Origin of the sequence: Micromonospora sp. NPDC023888, from assembly GCF_040639415.1 — a bacterium.
Classification (GTDB): domain Bacteria; phylum Actinomycetota; class Actinomycetes; order Mycobacteriales; family Micromonosporaceae; genus Micromonospora.
The window spans coordinates 1-17,952 of the sequence record NZ_JBEZZW010000059.1; the positions used below are offsets into that span (position 1 = coordinate 1).

18 protein-coding genes and 1 pseudogene are annotated in these 17,952 nt (G+C 71.5%); 14 read left to right on the forward strand and 5 right to left on the reverse strand.

The genetic code is table 11. The annotated features are described in order from the left end of the window. Positions 1 to 109 precede the first annotated feature (109 nt). Positions 110 to 1,012: an NADP-dependent oxidoreductase gene (locus tag AB0F61_RS32220; protein WP_357817574.1), complete on the reverse strand. Its 903-nt coding sequence runs from the start codon at positions 1,010 to 1,012 to the stop codon at positions 110 to 112. 103 nt (positions 1,013 to 1,115) lie between these two features. On the opposite strand from AB0F61_RS32220, the pseudogene AB0F61_RS32225 reads away from it, so the two are divergent. The 5 genes and pseudogenes from AB0F61_RS32225 to AB0F61_RS32245 all read left to right on the forward strand — a co-directional run bounded on the left by AB0F61_RS32225 (position 1,116) and on the right by AB0F61_RS32245 (position 4,745). Beyond that, a pseudogene (locus AB0F61_RS32225) lies at positions 1,116 to 1,513 on the forward strand (helix-turn-helix domain-containing protein). A gap of 79 nt (positions 1,514 to 1,592) precedes the next feature. Next, complete coding sequence (locus tag AB0F61_RS32230) at positions 1,593 to 1,988, forward strand: nuclear transport factor 2 family protein (RefSeq protein ID WP_357817576.1); 396 nt, start codon at positions 1,593 to 1,595, stop codon at positions 1,986 to 1,988. A 161-nt stretch (positions 1,989 to 2,149) separates the two neighbouring features. Next, on the forward strand, positions 2,150 to 2,614 hold the full coding sequence (locus tag AB0F61_RS32235) for a hypothetical protein (protein ID WP_357817578.1): 465 nt from the start codon (positions 2,150 to 2,152) through the stop codon (positions 2,612 to 2,614). Between the two features lie 420 nt (positions 2,615 to 3,034). Beyond that, the gene (locus AB0F61_RS32240) at positions 3,035 to 3,652 is read left to right on the forward strand and encodes a Type 1 glutamine amidotransferase-like domain-containing protein (protein WP_357817581.1); all 618 of its coding nucleotides are present in this window, start codon (positions 3,035 to 3,037) and stop codon (positions 3,650 to 3,652) included. 256 nt (positions 3,653 to 3,908) lie between these two features. After that, positions 3,909 to 4,745, forward strand: coding sequence for a hypothetical protein (locus tag AB0F61_RS32245; RefSeq protein WP_357817584.1), 837 nt, complete (start codon positions 3,909 to 3,911; stop codon positions 4,743 to 4,745). A 45-nt stretch (positions 4,746 to 4,790) separates the two neighbouring features. Here the strand turns inward: AB0F61_RS32245 and AB0F61_RS32250 are convergent, their stop codons facing one another. Next, complete coding sequence (locus AB0F61_RS32250; protein WP_357817587.1) at positions 4,791 to 6,935, reverse strand: prolyl oligopeptidase family serine peptidase; 2,145 nt, start codon at positions 6,933 to 6,935, stop codon at positions 4,791 to 4,793. Positions 6,936 to 7,021: 86 nt separating this feature from the next. On the opposite strand from AB0F61_RS32250, the gene mshB reads away from it, so the two are divergent. The 3 genes from mshB (at position 7,022) to AB0F61_RS32265 (ending at position 8,996) form a co-directional block, all read left to right on the forward strand. After that, positions 7,022 to 8,002: an N-acetyl-1-D-myo-inositol-2-amino-2-deoxy-alpha-D-glucopyranoside deacetylase gene (gene mshB, locus AB0F61_RS32255; RefSeq protein ID WP_357817590.1), complete on the forward strand. Its 981-nt coding sequence runs from the start codon at positions 7,022 to 7,024 to the stop codon at positions 8,000 to 8,002. Between the two features lie 14 nt (positions 8,003 to 8,016). Further along, the gene (locus tag AB0F61_RS32260; protein ID WP_357817593.1) at positions 8,017 to 8,466 is read left to right on the forward strand and encodes a hypothetical protein; all 450 of its coding nucleotides are present in this window, start codon (positions 8,017 to 8,019) and stop codon (positions 8,464 to 8,466) included. A 65-nt stretch (positions 8,467 to 8,531) separates the two neighbouring features. After that, a complete protein-coding gene (locus tag AB0F61_RS32265) occupies positions 8,532 to 8,996 on the forward strand; it encodes a hypothetical protein (RefSeq protein ID WP_357817595.1) in 465 nt (154 codons plus the stop codon). Positions 8,997 to 9,296: 300 nt separating this feature from the next. On the opposite strand, the gene AB0F61_RS32270 is transcribed toward AB0F61_RS32265, so the two are convergent. Further along, positions 9,297 to 10,364 carry a GNAT family N-acetyltransferase gene (locus tag AB0F61_RS32270; protein WP_357817598.1) on the reverse strand — a complete coding sequence of 356 codons (1,068 nt, stop codon included), beginning with the start codon at positions 10,362 to 10,364 and terminating at the stop codon, positions 9,297 to 9,299. A 79-nt stretch (positions 10,365 to 10,443) separates the two neighbouring features. Between AB0F61_RS32270 and fdxA the strand changes: the two genes are divergently transcribed. Together fdxA and dapC are read left to right on the forward strand one after the other, a co-directional pair. After that, the gene (gene fdxA, locus AB0F61_RS32275; protein WP_091422126.1) at positions 10,444 to 10,770 is read left to right on the forward strand and encodes a ferredoxin; all 327 of its coding nucleotides are present in this window, start codon (positions 10,444 to 10,446) and stop codon (positions 10,768 to 10,770) included. Further along, positions 10,767 to 11,876 (forward strand): succinyldiaminopimelate transaminase, encoded by a 1,110-nt coding sequence (dapC, locus tag AB0F61_RS32280; RefSeq protein ID WP_357817635.1) that lies wholly within the window; start codon positions 10,767 to 10,769, stop codon positions 11,874 to 11,876. The genes fdxA and dapC overlap by 4 nt, the downstream gene beginning before the upstream one ends. 47 nt (positions 11,877 to 11,923) lie before the next feature. Here the strand turns inward: dapC and AB0F61_RS32285 are convergent, their stop codons facing one another. Then, the gene (locus AB0F61_RS32285; RefSeq protein WP_357817600.1) at positions 11,924 to 13,765 is read right to left on the reverse strand and encodes a M48 family metallopeptidase; all 1,842 of its coding nucleotides are present in this window, start codon (positions 13,763 to 13,765) and stop codon (positions 11,924 to 11,926) included. Positions 13,766 to 13,944: 179 nt separating this feature from the next. On the opposite strand from AB0F61_RS32285, the gene AB0F61_RS32290 reads away from it, so the two are divergent. From AB0F61_RS32290 to AB0F61_RS32305, 4 genes are all read left to right on the forward strand, one after another. After that, positions 13,945 to 14,886 carry a DUF4034 domain-containing protein gene (locus AB0F61_RS32290; RefSeq protein WP_357817602.1) on the forward strand — a complete coding sequence of 314 codons (942 nt, stop codon included), beginning with the start codon at positions 13,945 to 13,947 and terminating at the stop codon, positions 14,884 to 14,886. 94 nt (positions 14,887 to 14,980) lie between these two features. Next, a complete protein-coding gene (locus tag AB0F61_RS32295; RefSeq protein WP_357817605.1) occupies positions 14,981 to 15,994 on the forward strand; it encodes a prephenate dehydrogenase/arogenate dehydrogenase family protein in 1,014 nt (337 codons plus the stop codon). 10 nt (positions 15,995 to 16,004) lie between these two features. Further along, entirely contained in the window at positions 16,005 to 16,655 is a 651-nt protein-coding gene (locus tag AB0F61_RS32300) for an SIMPL domain-containing protein (RefSeq protein WP_357817608.1), read from the forward strand. Beyond that, the gene (locus tag AB0F61_RS32305) at positions 16,655 to 17,302 is read left to right on the forward strand and encodes a nucleoside/nucleotide kinase family protein (RefSeq protein ID WP_357817611.1); all 648 of its coding nucleotides are present in this window, start codon (positions 16,655 to 16,657) and stop codon (positions 17,300 to 17,302) included. Before AB0F61_RS32300 ends, AB0F61_RS32305 begins: the two co-directional genes overlap by 1 nt. A 77-nt stretch (positions 17,303 to 17,379) precedes the next feature. On the opposite strand, the gene AB0F61_RS32310 is transcribed toward AB0F61_RS32305, so the two are convergent. Then, a complete protein-coding gene (locus AB0F61_RS32310) occupies positions 17,380 to 17,937 on the reverse strand; it encodes a sugar O-acetyltransferase (protein WP_357817614.1) in 558 nt (185 codons plus the stop codon). Between the last annotated feature and the right edge of the window lie 15 nt (positions 17,938 to 17,952).

Sequence of the window (17,952 nt, forward strand, 5' to 3'; positions counted from 1 at the left end):
CGTCGACGCGCTGGAGATGCAGCTCCCCGGCACCAGCGTCGGCGCGCTCACCCTGCGCCAACTCCTCGGCGCCGCCGAGCGACTGCGGCGGGGTCGGAGGCTCGGGCGATCAGGGGACGATCACCACGCCGCCGCGCACGCCGCCGCGGGCCAGCCGGTCGTGGGCGGCCGCCGCGTCGGCGAAGGGGTACACGCCAGCGACCCGGAGCGGGATGTCGCCGCTGGTGACGAGTTTGACCAACTCGCCCAGCCGGGATCCGTCCGGTAGCACCTCCAGTGCGAAGGTCCGGATTCCCCGCACCGGCTCCGGGCGAAGTGGGGGTGACGCGGCCACGTAACCGCCGCCGTCCCGGATGAGGTCCAGCAGCGCGGGGCCGATCACCGCCAGGTCGATGACCGCGTCGAACGTCCCCGTCGGATCATCGGCGCGCGACAGGAACGCGGCGCCCAACGACTCGACGAACTCGCGGTCGTCGGCACCGGCGAGTCCCGTGGCGTGCAGACCGGTCGCCCGGGCCAGCGCCAGAACAAACCCGCCGACCTGCCCGGCGGCACCGGTGACGAGCACGGTCGAGCCTGCGGGGAGCGCAAGCAGGTCAAGGGCCTGGGCGGCGGCGAGGCCATTGGTCGGCAGGGTCGCCGATTCGGTGGCGGGGACGCCGGTGGGCGCGGAGGTCAGCCAGGCGGCGTCGAGGACCACGTACTCCGCGTGGGCACCGACGGTGGTTTGCAGCCACGGCGAGAAGCCGATGACCTCGTCGCCGATCCTGAACTCCTCGACCGATGGGCCGACCGCGTCGATGCTGCCGGCAACGTCCCAGCCCGGCGTGTACGGCAGACCGGTCGGCAGCGGGGCCGGGAACCGGCCGGAGCGGACCATCAGATCGACCGGATGTACGACTGACGCCGCGACCCGCACCCGGACCTGCCCCGGCCCGGGCTCGGGCACCGGAACGTCGGCCACGTGCAGGACCTCCGGCCCTCCGAACTGTGCATAGCTGACCGCGCGCATTGCGTCTCCTTCGTCGGACCTTGTGATCACCACGACCGTACGAATCATCGGCACTATCAGAAAGTAGGTACCTTAAAGTGCCTATGGCACCCGAGGAGAGAACATGGCGACGACGACTGCGGCGCAACGCCGCGAGCAGGCCAAACGTGACTACGACGCGTTTCTGGACGGTTGTCCGACCCGTGAGCTGCTGAGCAGGCTCACTGACAAGTGGGTCGCCCTGGTGATCCCAGCGCTCGCCAGCGGCCCGCAGCGGCATGGCGAGCTCGCCCGCCGCATCGCCGGCGTCAGCAGAAGATGCTCACCCAGACCCTGCGCACGCTGGAACGCGACGGCCTGGTCACCCGCACGGTCACTGCCTCGGTGCCGGTCCGCGTCGACTACGCGCTCACCCCGCTCGGCCATGAGCTGTTCCCGGTCATGGTCGCGATCAAGAACTGGGCGGAGACACACATGGACCGCGTCTTCGAAGCCCGGACCCAATTCGACGCACGTCCCTGAGACGTTCGACGCCGATCACCTCAGGGTCGCCGCCGCTTGTCGCTGTGCGCAAGGAGGGGGTGGGAGGACGCTCTCCGCTATGGTCCGGGTCGTGGACGACACCTCGATGGCCCGGCAGAGCGCGCACGCCTACGTTGATCTTCTGGAGCGCCGCGACTGGTCCGGGTTGGCCGCCCTGCTCAGCGATGACGTGGTCTACGAGATGCCGCAGACCCGGGAGCGCATTCGCGGCAAGGACGCGTTCCTGCGGTTCAACACCGAGTATCCCGGCGACTGGCACCTGCGGCCGCGACGGGTGGTCGCCGATGGCCGTCTCGCGGCCCTGTGGCTCGACGTTCGCGTCGGCGACGAGCAGCAGGACGCGTGCGTTTGGCTTGAGATGTCCGAGCACGGGCTGATTGACAAGATCATCGACTACTGGCCCGATCCGTACGATCCGCCGCAGGGCCGCGAGCACCTTGTGGAGCGTTGGTGACAGTGGTCGGTGGCCCGGTGCGGCCGTGCAACCGGTGACCCTGATCGAGAAGCGCGCTGATGTGGGCGCAGAATTCGGCGTGACCACCACCACTGTTCTTGAGTTGGTATTGCGCAAGAACGGGGCATCGTCGTGGTCACCCGCTTCGATACGATGCGGCGATGGGCATTGACACGATTCGCCGGCCGCTGGACCGTCTCGCCAAACTGCCGGGGGCCCTCTGGATAGAGCTATACGTTCTGCTCTACCTCGGTGTGTGGCTGGCGGGATTTGCCGTGTATGCCGTCATGGATGGTGCCCCGCGCGTGGGGATCGCCGAAAACCTGCTATTGATAATCATCGGGGCCATGTTCCTTTTCCCGCTGTGGGCGCTCCTGAGCGTCGCCGGCACCGTGTGCCTGGGAGTGCTGCGGCTGTTGTCCGACGTTCGCTGGTACTGGTTCAGGCTGGCCGCGATCCTGCTCTTCGCCGTGCCGTTTCCGCTGTTCGTGTTCAGCTTCTACGGTCTGCGGATGGCGCTGCCCGTAGCAGGTGCCCAGCTCGTGACGGCACTGCTCATCGTGCAGCCCCGGAAAAACCCGGACGGATGGGCGAACCGGAATCCCGCCATGGCGGACCAGTTCTGACAGCGGCTCGGGCGGTGTGCGCTCCTCAACGACTGGGCGGCGGGTTTACCGAGCCGTCCCTGCGTTCAAAAACGACCGATGGAGCGGTCGGGGAAGTCGCGGATCATCGTCCTGCGTGACCGGGACCTCGCCTTCCTGAACGGCGGCGACCGAGGGATTTTGTGCAATGCCCACCATTGAGCCATTTCCAACCCGATGATGCAGGTCAGCAGCGTGGATGTCGCGTCCGCGCGATTCCTGGGAGTGCCCGGGAAAGGTCTGCGAGTGATCTTGCGAGCCATCCGGAAAATCTTGCGAGTCACCCTTACCTGCCGGGTTGGTGGCGCGATGCCGAGTTATCCGGGGTACTCCCCTGGAGCGCCGGCGCCAGCTCGCAATGGACGACTTCCCACTCCGGGCGCGTAGCGCCATACTGCTCCGATGCGCCTGTACCTGTCGTCGTTCCGTACCGGGGCGCATCCTGACCAGCTTGTCGCCCTAGCTGGCAACGGCCGGCGCACCGCCTTGATCCCGCACGCCCTCGACGGGCTTCCCACTGAGATGCGTGAGACCGGCCTGCGGCGCGACCTTGACGATCTCAAAGCGGTTGGCCTCGACGTCACGCTGATCGACTTGCGTGAGCCCGCCATGGTGTCCAGCCTCGCCACCTACGACATCGTGTGGGTCCGTGGCGGCAACGTTTTCGTGCTGCGCCGGGTTCTGGCCGACACGGGCGCCGACATTGTGCTGCTCGATCTGCTACGTCGCGACGCGGTCGTCTACGGCGGCTACAGCGCCGGTGCCTGCGTCCTGGCCCCTGACCTGAACGGTCTGGAACTCGTCGACAACCCCGCCGCCGTCGCCGAACCGATCATGACCGGGCTTAACCTGCTTGACCGCCCGTTCGTGCCGCATGTGCGTTCCCCCGGCCATCCGGAGACCGCCGCCTGTGACGCCGTGTCGGCCGCGTACACCAGCGCAAGGAGGCCACACTGGGCGCTGCGCGACGGTGAGGTGCTACTCGTCACCGAGAACCAGACGCGACTGCTGCCTGTATAGCGCCGGACCCGGCTGCACGCGGCACCAACGCCAAGAGCAACAGATGCTGAGGCTGTCCACGAAGGCTTTCCGCCGGAAATCCGCAAGGTAGTGCCGGACGCCTTAGTTCGGAATCGTTCGGACCTACCTTGAGAGCCGCTGGTCACGGCCGTGATCATCCGCATCCAATGCTGCTGCAGGCTCAGGGACGGCTCATCGGCGCCGAAGTCACCGAGCGGGCACACTTGCGGGGCGCGACGGCGGCAAGGGGGCTTGGATGCGCTGCGACAACTGGAAGGGCACCGCCCTGGGCGCGGTGGCGGTCCTGGCCGCGATGCTGTTCACCGGCTGCGACGCGGGAGGGCAGAGCGAGCCGGAGGGGATTGACAGGTCGGTGGAAACCGAAAGGTCGATGAAAGAGGTGCTCAAGGAGTACCAGCCCCGCTTCGAGCAACGGCGCGCCGCGCTCGTCGCGGCGGTGACCAAGGTGCCGGAGAAGGGCGCCGGCAAGGCATCGTGCGCCCGCACGCTGGACCCTCGGCCCGAGTTCATCTGGTTCGACCCCAAGACCCGAATCCTGGACAGCTACAACAGCCCGGACAAGGGCGGAAACGTCGACATCGCGGCGACAACCGAGGCCGCAACCCCGGAGCGGATAGTCGACAATCCCGGGTCGACCCTGAGCAGGTTCGCCGTGCCGCCGGGCTGGCTCGTCCGTGGCCTGTGGATTACCGGCCCCCAGGGACCACTCGGTGCCAATGAATTCAAGGTGACCAGCCAGTACGGCTACGAGCCATACCTCGGGGTCGAGAACGACCCGGTCCAGAGGCTCCGGAAAATCCTCGACCTCGGGCTGCACAAGCGCTACATACTGCTGTACCGCGTGACGACCTTCGCCTTCCCCGACGCCGAGGGCCAGGAGAAGGTGCGGGCCGACGTGTTCCTCGCCGACCTGGAGAAGGGCGACCTGCCGTGCCAGTTGGTCGCGGACGGCCACAGCTACGACACGAGGGGCGGGCCGGTGGGCTCGGTCTCACTCACCCCGTACGAAGACATGCAGACCAGTCTCCAAATCCACATCAGCGACAAGCTGAGGTCCCTGACCCGCCCCTGACTACCGACCAGTCGGGCAAGGCCACGCGACGACGCCGCCCACTGATCACCGTAGGTGGGTGCGGAGGAAATCAAGCTCCAGGGGGAGCAGTCGCTCGGCGGTGCCGTTCGCGGCCATGTGGGTGGCTCCGGTCAGCGGCAGGACGGCGTGCGGGCGGCCGCTGCTCAGCAGGGCCGCGGAGAGCCGGAGCGTGTGCGCGGCCACCACGTTGTCGTCGGCCAGGCCGTGCACCAGCAGCAACGGGCGTGCCTGGTCGGGGCTGGTGACCGGCTCGGCGGCCAACTCGACAAGCGAGTGGTGCGCGTAGACGTCCATGCCGTCCTCGGGCAACCCCAGATAACGCTCGGTGTACGCGGTGTCGTACAGCGTCCAGTCGGTCACCGGCGCGCCCGCGATCCCGCACCGGAACAGCTCCGGGTGGCGCAGCACCGCCAACCCGGCCAACCACCCGCCGAACGACCAGCCACGCACCCCCACCCGCCCCATGTCCAGGTCGGGGTGCTTCCCGGCGAGCGCGGTCAGGGCGTCGATCTGGTCGGTCAGGGTCACGTCGGCCATCCGCCGGTGGATCGCCTTCTCGAACGACGGGGCCACTCCCGGCGTACCCCGGTTGTCGATGGTGACCACCGCGAACCCGGCGTCGGCCCACCACTGCCGTTCCAACCAGGCCGCCCGTGCCGCCACGACCTCCTGGTGCCCCGGCCCGCCGTAGATGTCCAACAGCACCGGCAGCCGCCGGCCCGTCACGTGGTTGTCGGGGTAGAGCACCGCCGCCGGCAGCCGCCGATCGGTCACTCGTTCCAGCAACGGCAGCGGAGAGTACGGAGGGGTGGCGGCCAGCGACCGCAACTCGGCGAGCTCCTGGTCGCCGCGCCGGACCGTCCACCGCACCCCGGCGTGGTCAAGTGACGCGACCCCGATGGCCAGCACGTCACCGCCCACGGCGGCGGTGTGCCAACCCGAGTCGGTGGTGATCCGGCGCGCGTCCACCCCACCGCCGATGGTGGTGCGGACCCGGAACAGGTGCCGCTCGCTCGGCTCACCGTCGCTGGCCTCGACAAGCAGGTCGGCCGGGCCGGAACTGGCCGGCAGCCGCCCGACGACCCGCCGCACGTACAGCGACGGCGGAGTGAGCAGTGTGCCGTCCGCGAACAGGCACCGCGCGTCGTACCCGTCGTGGGCCAACTCCCCGCCGACAAGCACCCGGCCGTCCGGCAGGTGCGCCGGGGTGCCGGTGATCGGCTCGACCCAGCGGGGATCGGCCAGCTCGGCGTGCACCTGCGTCTCACCCGTGCGGGGGTCCACGGCGAGCACCAGGCCGTGCTGCTGCGAGCGGCGCAACACGGTGATCAGTGGGCTGCCCTCGATCCAGCTGACCGCGGTCAGGTACGGGTAGGTCTCCCGGTCCCAGTGCACGTCGACCCAGCCGTCGTCGAGGTCCAGCAGGTGCAGGCTGACCTCCGCGTTCGGCCCACCAGCCCGGGGGTACGCCACGGCGGTCGGCGGGCTGGCCGGCTCGGCCGGGTCGTGCAGGTGCCAGCGGTCCAGGCGGGACTCGTCGACCCGGGCGGCGAGCACCGAGCGGCCGTCCGGTGCCCACCAGTAGCCCCGGAACCGCCCGAACTCCTCCGCCGCGATGTGCTCGGCCAATCCCCAGCTCACCCCGGCGTCCTCGCCGGCAAGTAGGGTGTCGGTGCCGTCTGCCTCGATCACCCGCAGCTCGCCCCGGCGCACCCCCTCGCCCGCGTCGGTCACGTACGCCAGCCGCTGCCCGGTCGGGTCCGGACGTGGGTCCAGCACCGGGCCGACGGTGGCCACCTCCACCACGTCGCCGTGCACCAGGTCGGCCCGGAACAACCGCCCGGCGAGCGCGAACACGGCGACCCGCCCGGCGGCGTCGAGCGCGTACGAGCCGATGCCGGCGGCGCTGAGCCGTAACCTCTCACGCAGCGCGCGTTCGCCGGGGGAGAGGGACCGCACGTCCCCGCCCTCGCCCAACAGGGTCGCCGGGTCGGCGACCAGGCGCTCCTCGGCGGTGGCCACGTCCAGCAGCCAGAGCGCGTCCGCCGGGTCCTCCGGCCCGGCCGACCGCAGGAAGATCACCCGGGAGCCGTCGTCGGCCACGGAGACAGCGCGCGGCGCGCCGTGGCTGAACCGGCGGGTGCGGGCGGCCAGCTCCGGAAAGTCCACAGCCCAAATCGTAGAGCGGTACGGGAGGTGATGTGGCCGACCTGGGCGGACGCGTCAGCGCCGGTGGGGCCTGGCCGCCGGTTAGAGTGACCGTCGTGACGATGCTGCCCGACCGCCGCCTGCTGCTGGTCCACGCGCACCCCGACGACGAGTCGATCGGCACCGGCTCGACGATGGCCCACTACGCCGCCGACGGCGCCCACGTCACGCTTGTGACCTGCACCCTCGGTGAGGAAGGCGAGATCCACGTACCAGCGCTGGCCCAGCTCGCCGCCGCCGAGGCCGACCAGCTCGGCGGGTACCGGATCGCCGAGTTGGCCGCCGCGTGCGCCGCGCTCGGTGTCAGCGACCACCGCTTCCTCGGCGGGGCCGGCCGCTACCGCGACTCGGGAATGATGGGGCTCGCCACGAACGACCACCCCCGCGCGTTCTGGCAGGCCGACCTCGACGAGGCCGCCGGGCACCTGGTGGAGATCATGCGGGAGGTACGCCCGCAGGTGCTGATCACGTACGACCCGAACGGCTTCTACGGCCACCCCGACCACATCCAGGCCCACCGGGTCGCGATGCGCGCCGTCGAGCTGGCCGCCGCCGAGGGCTGCGCCCCGCTGAAGGTCTACTGGACCGCCATGCCGCTGAGCGTCCTGGAAGCCGGCATGGCGCACTTCGCCGAGTCCTCCGACAACCCGTTCGCCGGCATCGACGACATCGCCGACCTGCCCTTCGGCACCCCGGACGCCCAGATCGCCGCCCGGATCGACGGCACCGACCAGCACCCGGCCAAGGAGGCCGCGATGCGGGCGCACGCCACCCAGATTCCGGCCACCTCCTGGCTCTACTCGATCGCCGGCAACTTCGGGGGCGAGTTCATGGGCGTGGAGTTCTTCACCCTCGCGGTCGGCGAGAAGGGGCCGGGCTCCGGGCCGTACGGCTGGGAGAACGACCTCTTCGCCGGGCTCCCCGAGGAGACCGCCTCGGACCGGTCACCGGTCGGGGTCGTGTCCGATAGGTCCTCGGCCGGGGTCGCGTCGGACCGGTCCTCGGTCGCGGCGGCGGGTCTTCGGTGACCCTGCCCGCGCCGATGACGGTTCTGGACGAGCAGGATGCCCCGCCCCCGGCGGGGCCACCGCCGCGACTGCTCGACCTGGGCCTGCGGCTGGCCGGCGCGATCGTCGTGGTGGTCGCCGGAGTGCTGAGCGGGGTGCTGGAGTTGCTGCTCGCCACGGTCCGCGTCGGCGGGCAGCTCATCGGTGTGTCGGCGCTCCTCGCCGTCGGTGCCAACATCGTGCTGAGCTGGTTCGCGTACGAGGCGGTCGGCCGCCGGTGGGCGGTGGCGCTGCCGGCGGTGCCCTGGTTCGCGCTGATGGCGGTGGCCGCCATCCGCACCAACGAGGGTGACCTGTTGCTGGCCGGCGACAACTGGGTCGGCCTGGCCATGATCGTGGCCGGTGCGATGACCTTCGCGGTGATGGGCTTCCGGCAGATCCTCGCTCCGCCGTCCACGATCGGGCTGATGACGCCACCCAGGTAGGGGTGGTAGATATTCCAGCCAGGGATGTGAGCCCCGCGTCGGGGCGTACGGCAGGAGGTCCGGCGATGGACAGACGGTGGCGTGACATCACGGTGCTCGTGGCAGCACTGTTCGCGGTCAACGTGGTCGCCCGGCTGATCATCCGGTTCGGGTTCGAGGAGGACGACACCGCCGCCGACCGGGTGTCGTTGGCGATGTTCGCGGTGGTCGGGCTGATCCTGGCCGTGGTCGCCTTCCGCTGGGGTCGTCGGCGGCCGCTGGCGGACTGGGCGGCCGACATGGCCCTCGTGGTGCTGGCGGCGATGGTGTTGACGGTGGTGGTGGGGCCTCTGCTGATCGGCCACAACCCGTTCGCTGGCGGCGCGCCGACGTTCTTCGCCCAGCTCTGGCTGTACCTGCTCGCCTCCGGCGCCGGGGTGCTGATCGGCTACCTGGTGCTCACCGCGCTGGGCCGTGACTACCGTTCGTGGCAGCTCAAGCGGTACGCCGAGGTCAAAGCCGCCAAACCCCGCCGCGTCGTCCGCCGCTGACCTCGCCGCCGCGCGCCGCCAGGCGGGCGTCCACCTGCCTGACCGGTCCGGTGCGCGCGCCTTGATCGACTCGCGTTTCGGAAAGTCGCGGTGTCCGAGTCCTTGATCGACTCGCGTTCCCGGAAGTCGCGGTGTCCGGGGCGCGCGGATGCCGCGATTTCCTGGAAGCCGAGTGGATCCACCCGGCGCCGGGTGGATCGGCGGCGCCGAGTGGATCAGCGGCGCCGAGTGGATCCTCCCGGCGCCACCGGCGGCGCCGGGTGCATCGGCGCGTCCGTCGACCCGTCGGGGTGGTCGGGGTCAGTCCGGGGCGACCCGGGTCAGGTAGGTGTGGTGCGTGGTGAAGCCGAGTCGCTGGTAGAGCGCTACCGCCGCAGTGTTGTGCTGCTCGACCTGGAGGAACGCGTGTGTCGCACCGGCGGACACGCCCCAGGCGGCCAGCTCGTGCACCACCCGGCCGGCCAGCCCCTGACGGCGGGCCACCGGCAACACCTCGATCAGGCTGAGGCCCAGCCAGCGCCCCTGGCCGGTAACCGTGCCCCGGCCGACCGCCACCAGCGTGCCGTCGACGTACACGTGCGCGAAGCGAACCTGATCCACTGCGGTGAGCACGTGCCGGGCGGCGTCCGGTAGGCCCCCCTTGCGGCCGGCGGCGACGGCCAGCCACTCCGCGCTCGGCGCGGGGGACAACTCAACGACCGCGCTGCTCCACCGACCGGCCGGCGCGGCGGCGGTGCCGGACTGCTCGGCGACCGTGCCGACGTGGTGACCGGCGGCAGCGCCCGGTTCGTTGGTGGCGGTGGCGGCACCTGGGACGACCGGTGTGCTGGCCGGTGACGGTCGCAGCGGGAGCGGCGTGGTCTGCACGAGGACCGGCGGTCGGGCGGCCCAGCCGCGGGCGTCCAACTCGGCGCCGACCGGGGCGGCGAGTGGCAGCGGAGTGTTGATGATCGGTGGCTGGCCCTGTTCGGCGTACCAGCGTTCGACCGCGTCCACGGCGGCGGCCAGCGGTCGGTCGGGGTCGCCGATCGGCAGCGCCGAGTTGGCCCGCCCGGTCCAGCCGTCCGCCGAGCGCAGCAGCCAGTCGCCGAGCTGGGCCCGCGTTGGTGCCGGCCAGGCCTCGTCGGCGGCCCGCTCCAGCGCCACGACCGCGGCCGCGGTTGGCCGGCGGGTGGGTGGCACCCGCTTGGCGCGGTGGACCTGCGCCACCGGGACGCGCACCTGGCCCTGTGCGGTGGAGAGCGTGAGATGAGTCTCGCTCAGCTCGACAAGCTCGCCGAGAGCGTCGGAGAAGAGCGGGCGGCCCTCGCGAATCCCCACAATCCGGCGGACTACGATTCGGTGTCCCACATCCTGCTGTCGGAGCACGATCGACCCCCTCCCCGGCGAGATACTAGGCTCTTACTGTCGCGGGTGATCGCGGCGTGTCTTGCGGAGGAGAAGACCGGTGACCTACATCATCGCCGAGCCGTGCGTGGATGTGCTCGACAAGGCATGCATCGAGGAGTGCCCGGTCGACTGCATTTACGAGGGCAACCGGATGCTCTACATCCACCCCGACGAGTGCGTCGACTGTGGTGCCTGTGAGCCTGTCTGCCCGGTGGAGGCGATCTTCTACGAGGACGACGTCCCGGAGCAGTGGAAGGACTACACCGGCGCCAACTACGAGTTCTTCGAGGAGCTGGGCTCGCCCGGCGGCGCCTCGAAGATCGGCAAGGTGGAGAAGGACGCCACCTTCGTCGCCGCGCAGCCGCCGCGCGGCGAGGGCCACTGAACCGGCCCGCGCCGGTCTCGTCGCGGCTGCCCGAGTTCACCTGGGACGCTCTGGACGCCGCGGCCACCCTGGCCGCGGCGCATCCGGAGGGCCTGATCAACCTCTCCATGGGCACGCCTGTCGACCCGGTGCCCGAGGTGATCCGCCGGGCGTTGGCTGACGCGTCCGATGCTCCCGGTTACCCGCTGACCGCCGGTACCCCGGCGTTGCGGGCCGCGATCGCGGCGTGGGTGTCCCGGGCCTGTGGCGCCGGGGTCGATGGTCTCGGCGTTTTGCCGACCATCGGCTCGAAGGAGCTGGTCGCCTGGCTGCCCACCCTGCTCGGCATCGGCCCGGGCGACGTGGTGGTGGTGCCGTCGGTCGCGTACCCCACGTACGAGGACGGCGCCCGGTTGGCCGGCGCGACGGTCGTCCGCACCGATTCGCTCACCTCGGTCGGGCCGACCTCGCGGGTCCGCCTGGTCTGGGTCAACTCGCCAGGCAACCCGACCGGTCGGGTGCTGCCCCCGGCGCACCTGCGCAAGGTGGTCGACTGGGCTCGGGAACGCGGTGCGGTGGTCGCCAGCGACGAGTGCTACCTGCCACTCGGCTGGTCGGCGGAGCCGGTCTCGGTGCTGTCGCCGCAGGTCAGCGGCGGCAGTTACGCCGGGATCCTCGCCCTGCACTCGCTGTCCAAGCGATCGAATCTCGCCGGCTACCGGGCCGGGTTCGTCGCCGGTGACCCGGCGCTCGTCGCCGAGCTGCTGAAGGTGCGCAAGCACGCGGGCATGATCGTGCCCGCGCCGGTGCAGGCGGCCATGGTGGCGGCACTCGACGACGAGCGACACGCCGAGGAGCAGCGGGAGCGCTACCGGGCCCGGCGGGAGGTGCTGGCCGCCGCGTTCACCGGTGCGGGGTTCACCGTCGAGCACTCCGAGGCGGGCCTCTACCTGTGGCTCACCCGCGGTGAAGACTGCTGGCAGACAGTCGACTGGCTGGCGCGGCGCGGCATCCTGGTCGCTGCCGGCGTCTTCTACGGTCCCGGCGGCCAGCAGCACGTACGGGCGGCGCTCACCGAGTCCGACGAGCACATCGCCGCCGTCGCGGCCCGCCTCGTCCAGGTCTGACCGCACGTCCGGGCGGTCGAGCCGGTGGCCCGACCGCCCGGACCGTGTCAGTCGGTGATCTGGCGGAACACCCGCAGCAGCGTGTTCCGGCTCTGCTTCTCCAGCAGTTCGCTTGACATCAGCTCCTGCATGGCGACGACCCGCCCGCCGTGCAGGGTCACCTCCGCCTTCAGCGGCACCTCCCGCTTGACGTCCACCGAGACGATCTCCTCGTAGGGCAGGAACGTGTGCCCGGCCGTCAGCTCGGCCATCGACACCGAGCCGACCAACGCCCGTAGCCGCTTCTCGCCCTGGCTGGCCTTACCCGGGTCGGCGATCAGGACCAGCCCCCGGTCGAGGATGAGCACGTCGTGCTCCGTACCGTCGATCTTGATGTTGGCCAGCGCGCCGATCAGGTCGGCGTTCCGCCCGGAGACCCGGTCCTGCACGACAGTCGCGCCCGAGGGGTCGACGCCCAGCTCGGCCAGGCGGGCCAGCGCCACGTCCAGGGTCTGGGGCGCGACGGCCAACTTGGCGATCTCGGCAAGGTCCCACGGCTGCCCCTCCGGGCCGACGAGCTGCGCCGGGCCGGACCAGGAGAGCTGCCAGTGGGCCCGACCGGAGCGGACGGCCGCGTTGTCGAGCAACGTCTCCATCGGCCCGGCGAACCGGGCGGCGGCCTCCTTGCGGGTGGCGTCGCCGAAGAACTGCTCGGCGAACTCACCCAGCCGGCCGGACCGCACCAGGTCCAGCACAGTGGTGAGGCCCGGCTGGGAAACGCCAGTGAACCGCCCGGCCGCCCGGTAGATGCCGTCCGCCTGCTGTTGCACGCCGGCCGCGACCGACGCGGCGGTGAACTGCGTCCAGGGCAGCGCCCTGCGGTTGCCGTGGTCGACCACGATCGCCTGCAACTGCCGTCCGGCGGCGTCGATGTCGGCGAGCAGCAGCGCGGCAGGCCGTTCGTCCGGCGCGACGGTCCCGGCCGGCAGGGCCGCCATCGCGGCGACCCGGACGCCGATCGGCGGGTGGGTGTCCCACGGCGAGGGATCCCGGTCGGGGGCGTTCTCCCGCAGCTCGGCGATCTCGTCCCGTCGTGCGTTCAGCAGTTGGCCGAAGCCGCCGAAGAGGTCGTCCGGCGCCATCTCCGCGGACCAGCCCGGCTCGACGTACCGACGCATGAAGAAGCCCCAGGCCGCGCCGAGCGCCGGCAGGGTGCGCAGCGCGGAGGCCGCGGCCTCGTGCCCGGCCAGCAGCACCGAGGAACGGTCGGCCTCCAACTCCTGCCGTCGTGACGCGGCGTTGTCGACAATCAGGTAGAGCTTCGAGTAGCCCTTGAAGACCCAACCGATCGGGTTACGCGGGCTGATCCGGTCCAGCGTCTCCGCGATGGCCAGCCGACCCCGGTACGCCACCCCACCGAGGCGGGTGTGTTTGCCGGAGTAGTGGCCCAACTCGTGCGCGAGGACCGAACGTAGCTGGTCGGTCCGCATCGCCTGGAGCAGCGGCAGCCCGACGTACAGGGTGCGCCGTCCGCCGACCAGGCCGAGCAGTCGGCTCTGCTCGGCAACCGCCGCGTTCACCTCGGGCACCAGCCGGATCTCGTCCGGTGCGCGGGTGCCGACAGCGCTGGACAGCTCGCGCACGGTGGCCCACAGGCCCGGCGCCTCCTGCTCGGTGAGGACCAGGCCGGGTTCTGGCTCGTTCTTCGTACGGATCGCGCGCCACATTCCCACGGCCACCGCGCCCAGCGCGATGACCAGGGGCAGCAGCAGCTTCCCGGCGACGATCCCGTTGGTGTGGTCGAACAGCCAGACCCCGAGCGCGACGACGGCGGCGAGCTGGAGGAGCGCGACGACATAGAAGCCGATCAACATGACCACCGAGGCGAGCGCCCGGTATGTCGCGGACATTGGGTTTCCTTCCCGCTGAAGCCCGCGTCGACGTGGCGGGCGGCGGAGCGGACCGTACGACGCTGATCTGACGCGGACAACCCCCTTCCGGACGGCCTCGCCACGACTTACGATCTTGCGGATCGTCACGGGTGAGAGGACAACGCGTCATGTGGCCGTTCCGGCGTAGCAACAGGCGGGTGGCGGTGCCCACGTTGACAGTGGACCCGACCGAGGGCGACCCGACCGCGCGGGCGTTGCGGGAGGCCACCGAACGGCGGGACTGGGCCGCCATCCGCGATCTGCTCGCCCCGGTCACCGACCCCGACGACCACGCCTTCTACGTCTCGGCGGTCGCCCATTCCGACGGTGTGCAGGACTGGATCGGCGCGTGGATCGAGGCTGAACCCCGCTCGACGCTGCCGCTGCTGGTGCGCGGGGCGCACGCCGTCTACTGGGCGTGGGAGGCCCGCAGCAGCGCCCGTGCCTCGCAGGTGAGCCAGGAACAGTTCAAGGAGTTCTGGCGGCGGCTGCGGCTGGCCGAGAACTGCCTGGACGAGGTGGTCGACCGCGATCCGGACGACACCACCGCGCGCACCTTCCTGGTGACGTCGGCACGCGGGCGGCAGGTGGACCGGGACGAGGCGGACCGGCGCTTCGACGAGGTGGTCGCCCGGCACCCGTGGCACCGGATCGCCCACGAGCAGATGCTGCAGTACCGCTGCCGCAAGTGGTACGGCAGCCGCGAGGAGATGTTCGAGTTCGCCCGGGAGGCGGTGGCGAAGTCGCCAGCCGGCTCGGCGCTCGGGCACCTCGTCGTCGTCGCGCACCTGGAGCAGTGGCTGGACCTGCCCGTCGGCGAGGACGAGGAGTACCTGGACGACGACGCGATACGCGCCGAGCTCAACGCCGCCGCCGACCACTCGGTCCGGCACCCCGACTATCGGCGCCGGCCGGGCTGGGCGAGCGTGCACAACACCTTCGCGATGGGCTTCTCGAAGGTGGGGGACCTGCGGTCCGCGGCCGGTCAGTTCAAGGTGATCGGTGACCAGGTGACCTCCTGGCCCTGGCAGTACATCAACAACGACCCGGTGATCCCGTTCGTCGCGTGGCGCGACGACGCGCTGGCCGTCGAGGACTGATCGGCGTCCGGGCCGGGTCTGGGCGCTATCCTCGGCCCGACCTGGTCGGGGCCGTGGCGGCCCCACACCCCAGCAGGAACGTCGAGGTGTGCGGATGGTGGACAGGCCCGGTGTGCGGGCGGCGGTGGTCGGCACCGGCCTGATCGGTGGTTCGGTGCTGCTCCGACTGCACGCCGCAGGCGTCGACGTGACCGGGTGGGATCCCGACGAGGGCACCCGGCGGGAGGCCCGCCGGCTGGGCGTACCCGCTCCGGAGCGGCTGGTCGAGGCGGTGGCCGACCGGGACGTGGTCTTCCTCTGCGGGCCGCTGCCCACCCTGCCGGTGACGCTTGTCGAGGTGGCCGCGCTGACCGGTGAGCGGTGTGTGCTGACCGACGTGGGCAGCACCAAGGAGGAGGTGGCGGCGTTCGCCGCCACGCACGGGCTGACGCACCGGTTCGTGCCCGGCCATCCGATGGCCGGCACCGACCGGGCGGGCCTGACGGCGGCAGGGCCGGAGCTGCTCACCGGCGCCGCCTGGGTGCTCTGTCCCGCCACCGGGCCGGCCACCACCGCGTTCCGCTGGCTGGCCGAGCTGCTTGTGGACCTCTTCGGGGCCCGGGTGGTGCCGATGTCCCCGGCGGAGCACGACTCGGCCGCCGCGCTCGCCTCACACGTGCCGCACCTGCTGGCCGGCGCGCTGGCCGGTGCGGTGCAGCGCGCGCCGCTGCGCGACGCGATACTCGCGCTCGCCGCCGGCAGCTTCTCCGATGGCACCCGGGTCGCCGGCACCCCCGCCGGTCGGACCGCCAACATGCTGCTCGGCAACCGGGAGCGGGTGCTGCGCGAGCTGGCCGAGGTCACCGCGTTCCTGGACGACCTGACCGTCGCGCTGCGCGCCGGCGACGCACCGGCGCTCACGGCACGGTACGACGAGGCGCGTGCCGCCCGCGCGGCGCTGCGCGAACGCCGGTTCGACGCGTACGACGGGCGGTTCCCGATCGGCGGTGACCACGTCGCGGAGGTGTCCTGGCTGCGCGAGCTGGGGGTGGCCGGCGGTCACCTGACGGGTCTGCACGTCGGCGTCGACACCGTCTCCTACGCGGCGCGGCGGCCAACGGCTGACTAGGCTGAGGGGCATGGCGGCGGACAGTCCGGTGGTGCAGGTGCGCGGCGAGGCGTACCGGGAGGTGCCGCCCGAGCTGGCCCGGTTCGCGGTCACCGCGACAGCGCGGGACCGGGACCGGGAGACCACACTGACCCGGCTGGCCGAGCGTGCCGCCGCCATCCGGGTGCTGCTGGACGGCTCCGGGTCGGCGGTGGCGCGCCGGGAGACCGGCGATCTGCGGGTGCGGCCGGAGACCCGTCGCTCGGGCGAGCGGGTGGTCGCCTGGCACGGCAGCGTGACCACCACTGTCACCGTCACCGACTTCACCGCCCTCGGCGAGTTGATGCTCCGGTTGGCCGACCAGGACCAGGTCGAGGTGGCCGGGCCCTGGTGGGAGCTTCGCCCGGACAGCCCCGCGCACCGCGAGGCCCGACACGCCGCGATCCGCGACGCGCTGGTACGGGCGCGGGAGTACGCCGAGGCGCTGGGTGCCCAGGTCACCGCGTTGCTTGAGCTGGCCGACGCCGGGCCGGCTGATCGGCCGATGTTCGCCCGCGCGGCGTTCGCCGCTGGTGGTGGCGCGGGCGGTGGCCCGCCGGAGCTTGAGCTGGACCCGCAGCCGCAGACCGTCCAGGCAGCAGTGCAGGCGCGGTTCACGATCAGCGCGCCGGTTCTCGACTGATGCCACCGGCTCGGGTGTTGTCGGTCGACGAGCTGGTGCAGCGCGCGTTGGTGCTGGCCGAGGCCGGCCCGCGACAACTGCTGGGCATCGCCGGCGCGCCGGGCGCGGGAAAGTCCACGCTTGCCGAGCAGATCGTGGCCGCCGTGGGGTCGGCCGCCAGACTGGTGCCGATGGACGGCTTCCACCTGGCGCAGTCCCAGCTTCTCCGGTTGGGCCGCGCGGACCGCAAGGGCGCGGTGGACACCTTCGACGCCAACGGGTTCGTCTCGTTGCTGCGCCGGCTGCGTCGGCTGGAGCCCACCTCGGTGTACGCGCCGGAGTTCCGCCGGGAGTTGGAGGAGCCGGTGGCCGGGGCGATCGAGGTGCCGCCGTCGGTCCGGCTGGTGGTGACCGAGGGCAACTACCTGCTGCTGCCTGATTTTCCGTGGCAGGAGGTGCGCTCGTTGCTGAACGAGGTGTGGTTCCTCGATCTGGACGCCGATCTGCGCCAGCGTCGGTTGACCGCCCGGCACGAGGCGTTCGGGCGGTCGCCGGAGCAGGCCCGTGAGTGGGCGCTGGGCAGTGACGAGGCGAACGCGGCCCTGATCACTCCGACCGCCGACCGAGCCGATCTGGTGGTCCGCCTGTCCGAGCCGCCGGCGGCCTGACCGTCCGGGGCGGGGCCGGCGTGGTCCGCGGGCCCGAGCCGCCGGCGGCCGGACCGGCTGGTTGAGGTCGGCTGCGGTCAGGTCAGGTCGCGGATCGGCCGGGCGGGGTTGCCGACGGCGACCACGTTGGCGGGCAGGTCGCGGGTCACCACCGCGCCCGCGCCGACGACCGTGTTCGCGCCGATCGACACTCCGGCCAGCACTATCGCGCCGCCGCCGAGCCAGACGTTGTCGCCGATGCTGATCGGCTTGGCGGCCTCCCACTTGTCGCGGCGCGGGCCGGGCTCCACCGGGTGGGTCGGTGTGAGCAGTTGCACGTTCGGTCCGATCTGGACGTCCGCGCCGATGGTGATCGGTGCGACGTCGAGGAAGACCGCGTGGTAGTTGACGAAGCTGCGTGGCCCGATCCGGATCTGCCAGCCGTAGTCGCAGTAGAACGGTGGGCGGACCCAGGCGTCCTCGCCCAGGTCGCCGAGCAGTTCGCGCAGCGCCCCCAGCCGCGCCTGCGGATCCGCGGCGGCACTGGTGTTGAAGCGTTCCATCCGCCGGGCGGCCCGGTCCAGGTCAGCGATGAGTTCTGGGTCGTCGGCGAGGTAGGGCTCGCCAGCGAGCATCCGGTCCTTCATGGAGGTCACCCGATCGATGATGCC

Coding starts and splice junctions, on each gene's coding strand:
- AB0F61_RS32260 (WP_357817593.1), top strand. CDS start 8,017: ATGACGGTTCTGGACGAGCAGGATGCCCCGCCCCCGGCGGGGCCACCG.
- AB0F61_RS32305 (WP_357817611.1), top strand. CDS start 16,655: ATGCCACCGGCTCGGGTGTTGTCGGTCGACGAGCTGGTGCAGCGCGCG.
- AB0F61_RS32285 (WP_357817600.1), bottom strand. CDS start 13,765: ATGTCCGCGACATACCGGGCGCTCGCCTCGGTGGTCATGTTGATCGGC.
- AB0F61_RS32230 (WP_357817576.1), top strand. CDS start 1,593: ATGGTCCGGGTCGTGGACGACACCTCGATGGCCCGGCAGAGCGCGCAC.
- AB0F61_RS32265 (WP_357817595.1), top strand. CDS start 8,532: ATGGACAGACGGTGGCGTGACATCACGGTGCTCGTGGCAGCACTGTTC.
- AB0F61_RS32235 (WP_357817578.1), top strand. CDS start 2,150: ATGGGCATTGACACGATTCGCCGGCCGCTGGACCGTCTCGCCAAACTG.
- AB0F61_RS32295 (WP_357817605.1), top strand. CDS start 14,981: ATGGTGGACAGGCCCGGTGTGCGGGCGGCGGTGGTCGGCACCGGCCTG.
- AB0F61_RS32245 (WP_357817584.1), top strand. CDS start 3,909: ATGCGCTGCGACAACTGGAAGGGCACCGCCCTGGGCGCGGTGGCGGTC.
- AB0F61_RS32300 (WP_357817608.1), top strand. CDS start 16,005: ATGGCGGCGGACAGTCCGGTGGTGCAGGTGCGCGGCGAGGCGTACCGG.
- AB0F61_RS32220 (WP_357817574.1), bottom strand. CDS start 1,012: ATGCGCGCGGTCAGCTATGCACAGTTCGGAGGGCCGGAGGTCCTGCAC.
- AB0F61_RS32240 (WP_357817581.1), top strand. CDS start 3,035: ATGCGCCTGTACCTGTCGTCGTTCCGTACCGGGGCGCATCCTGACCAG.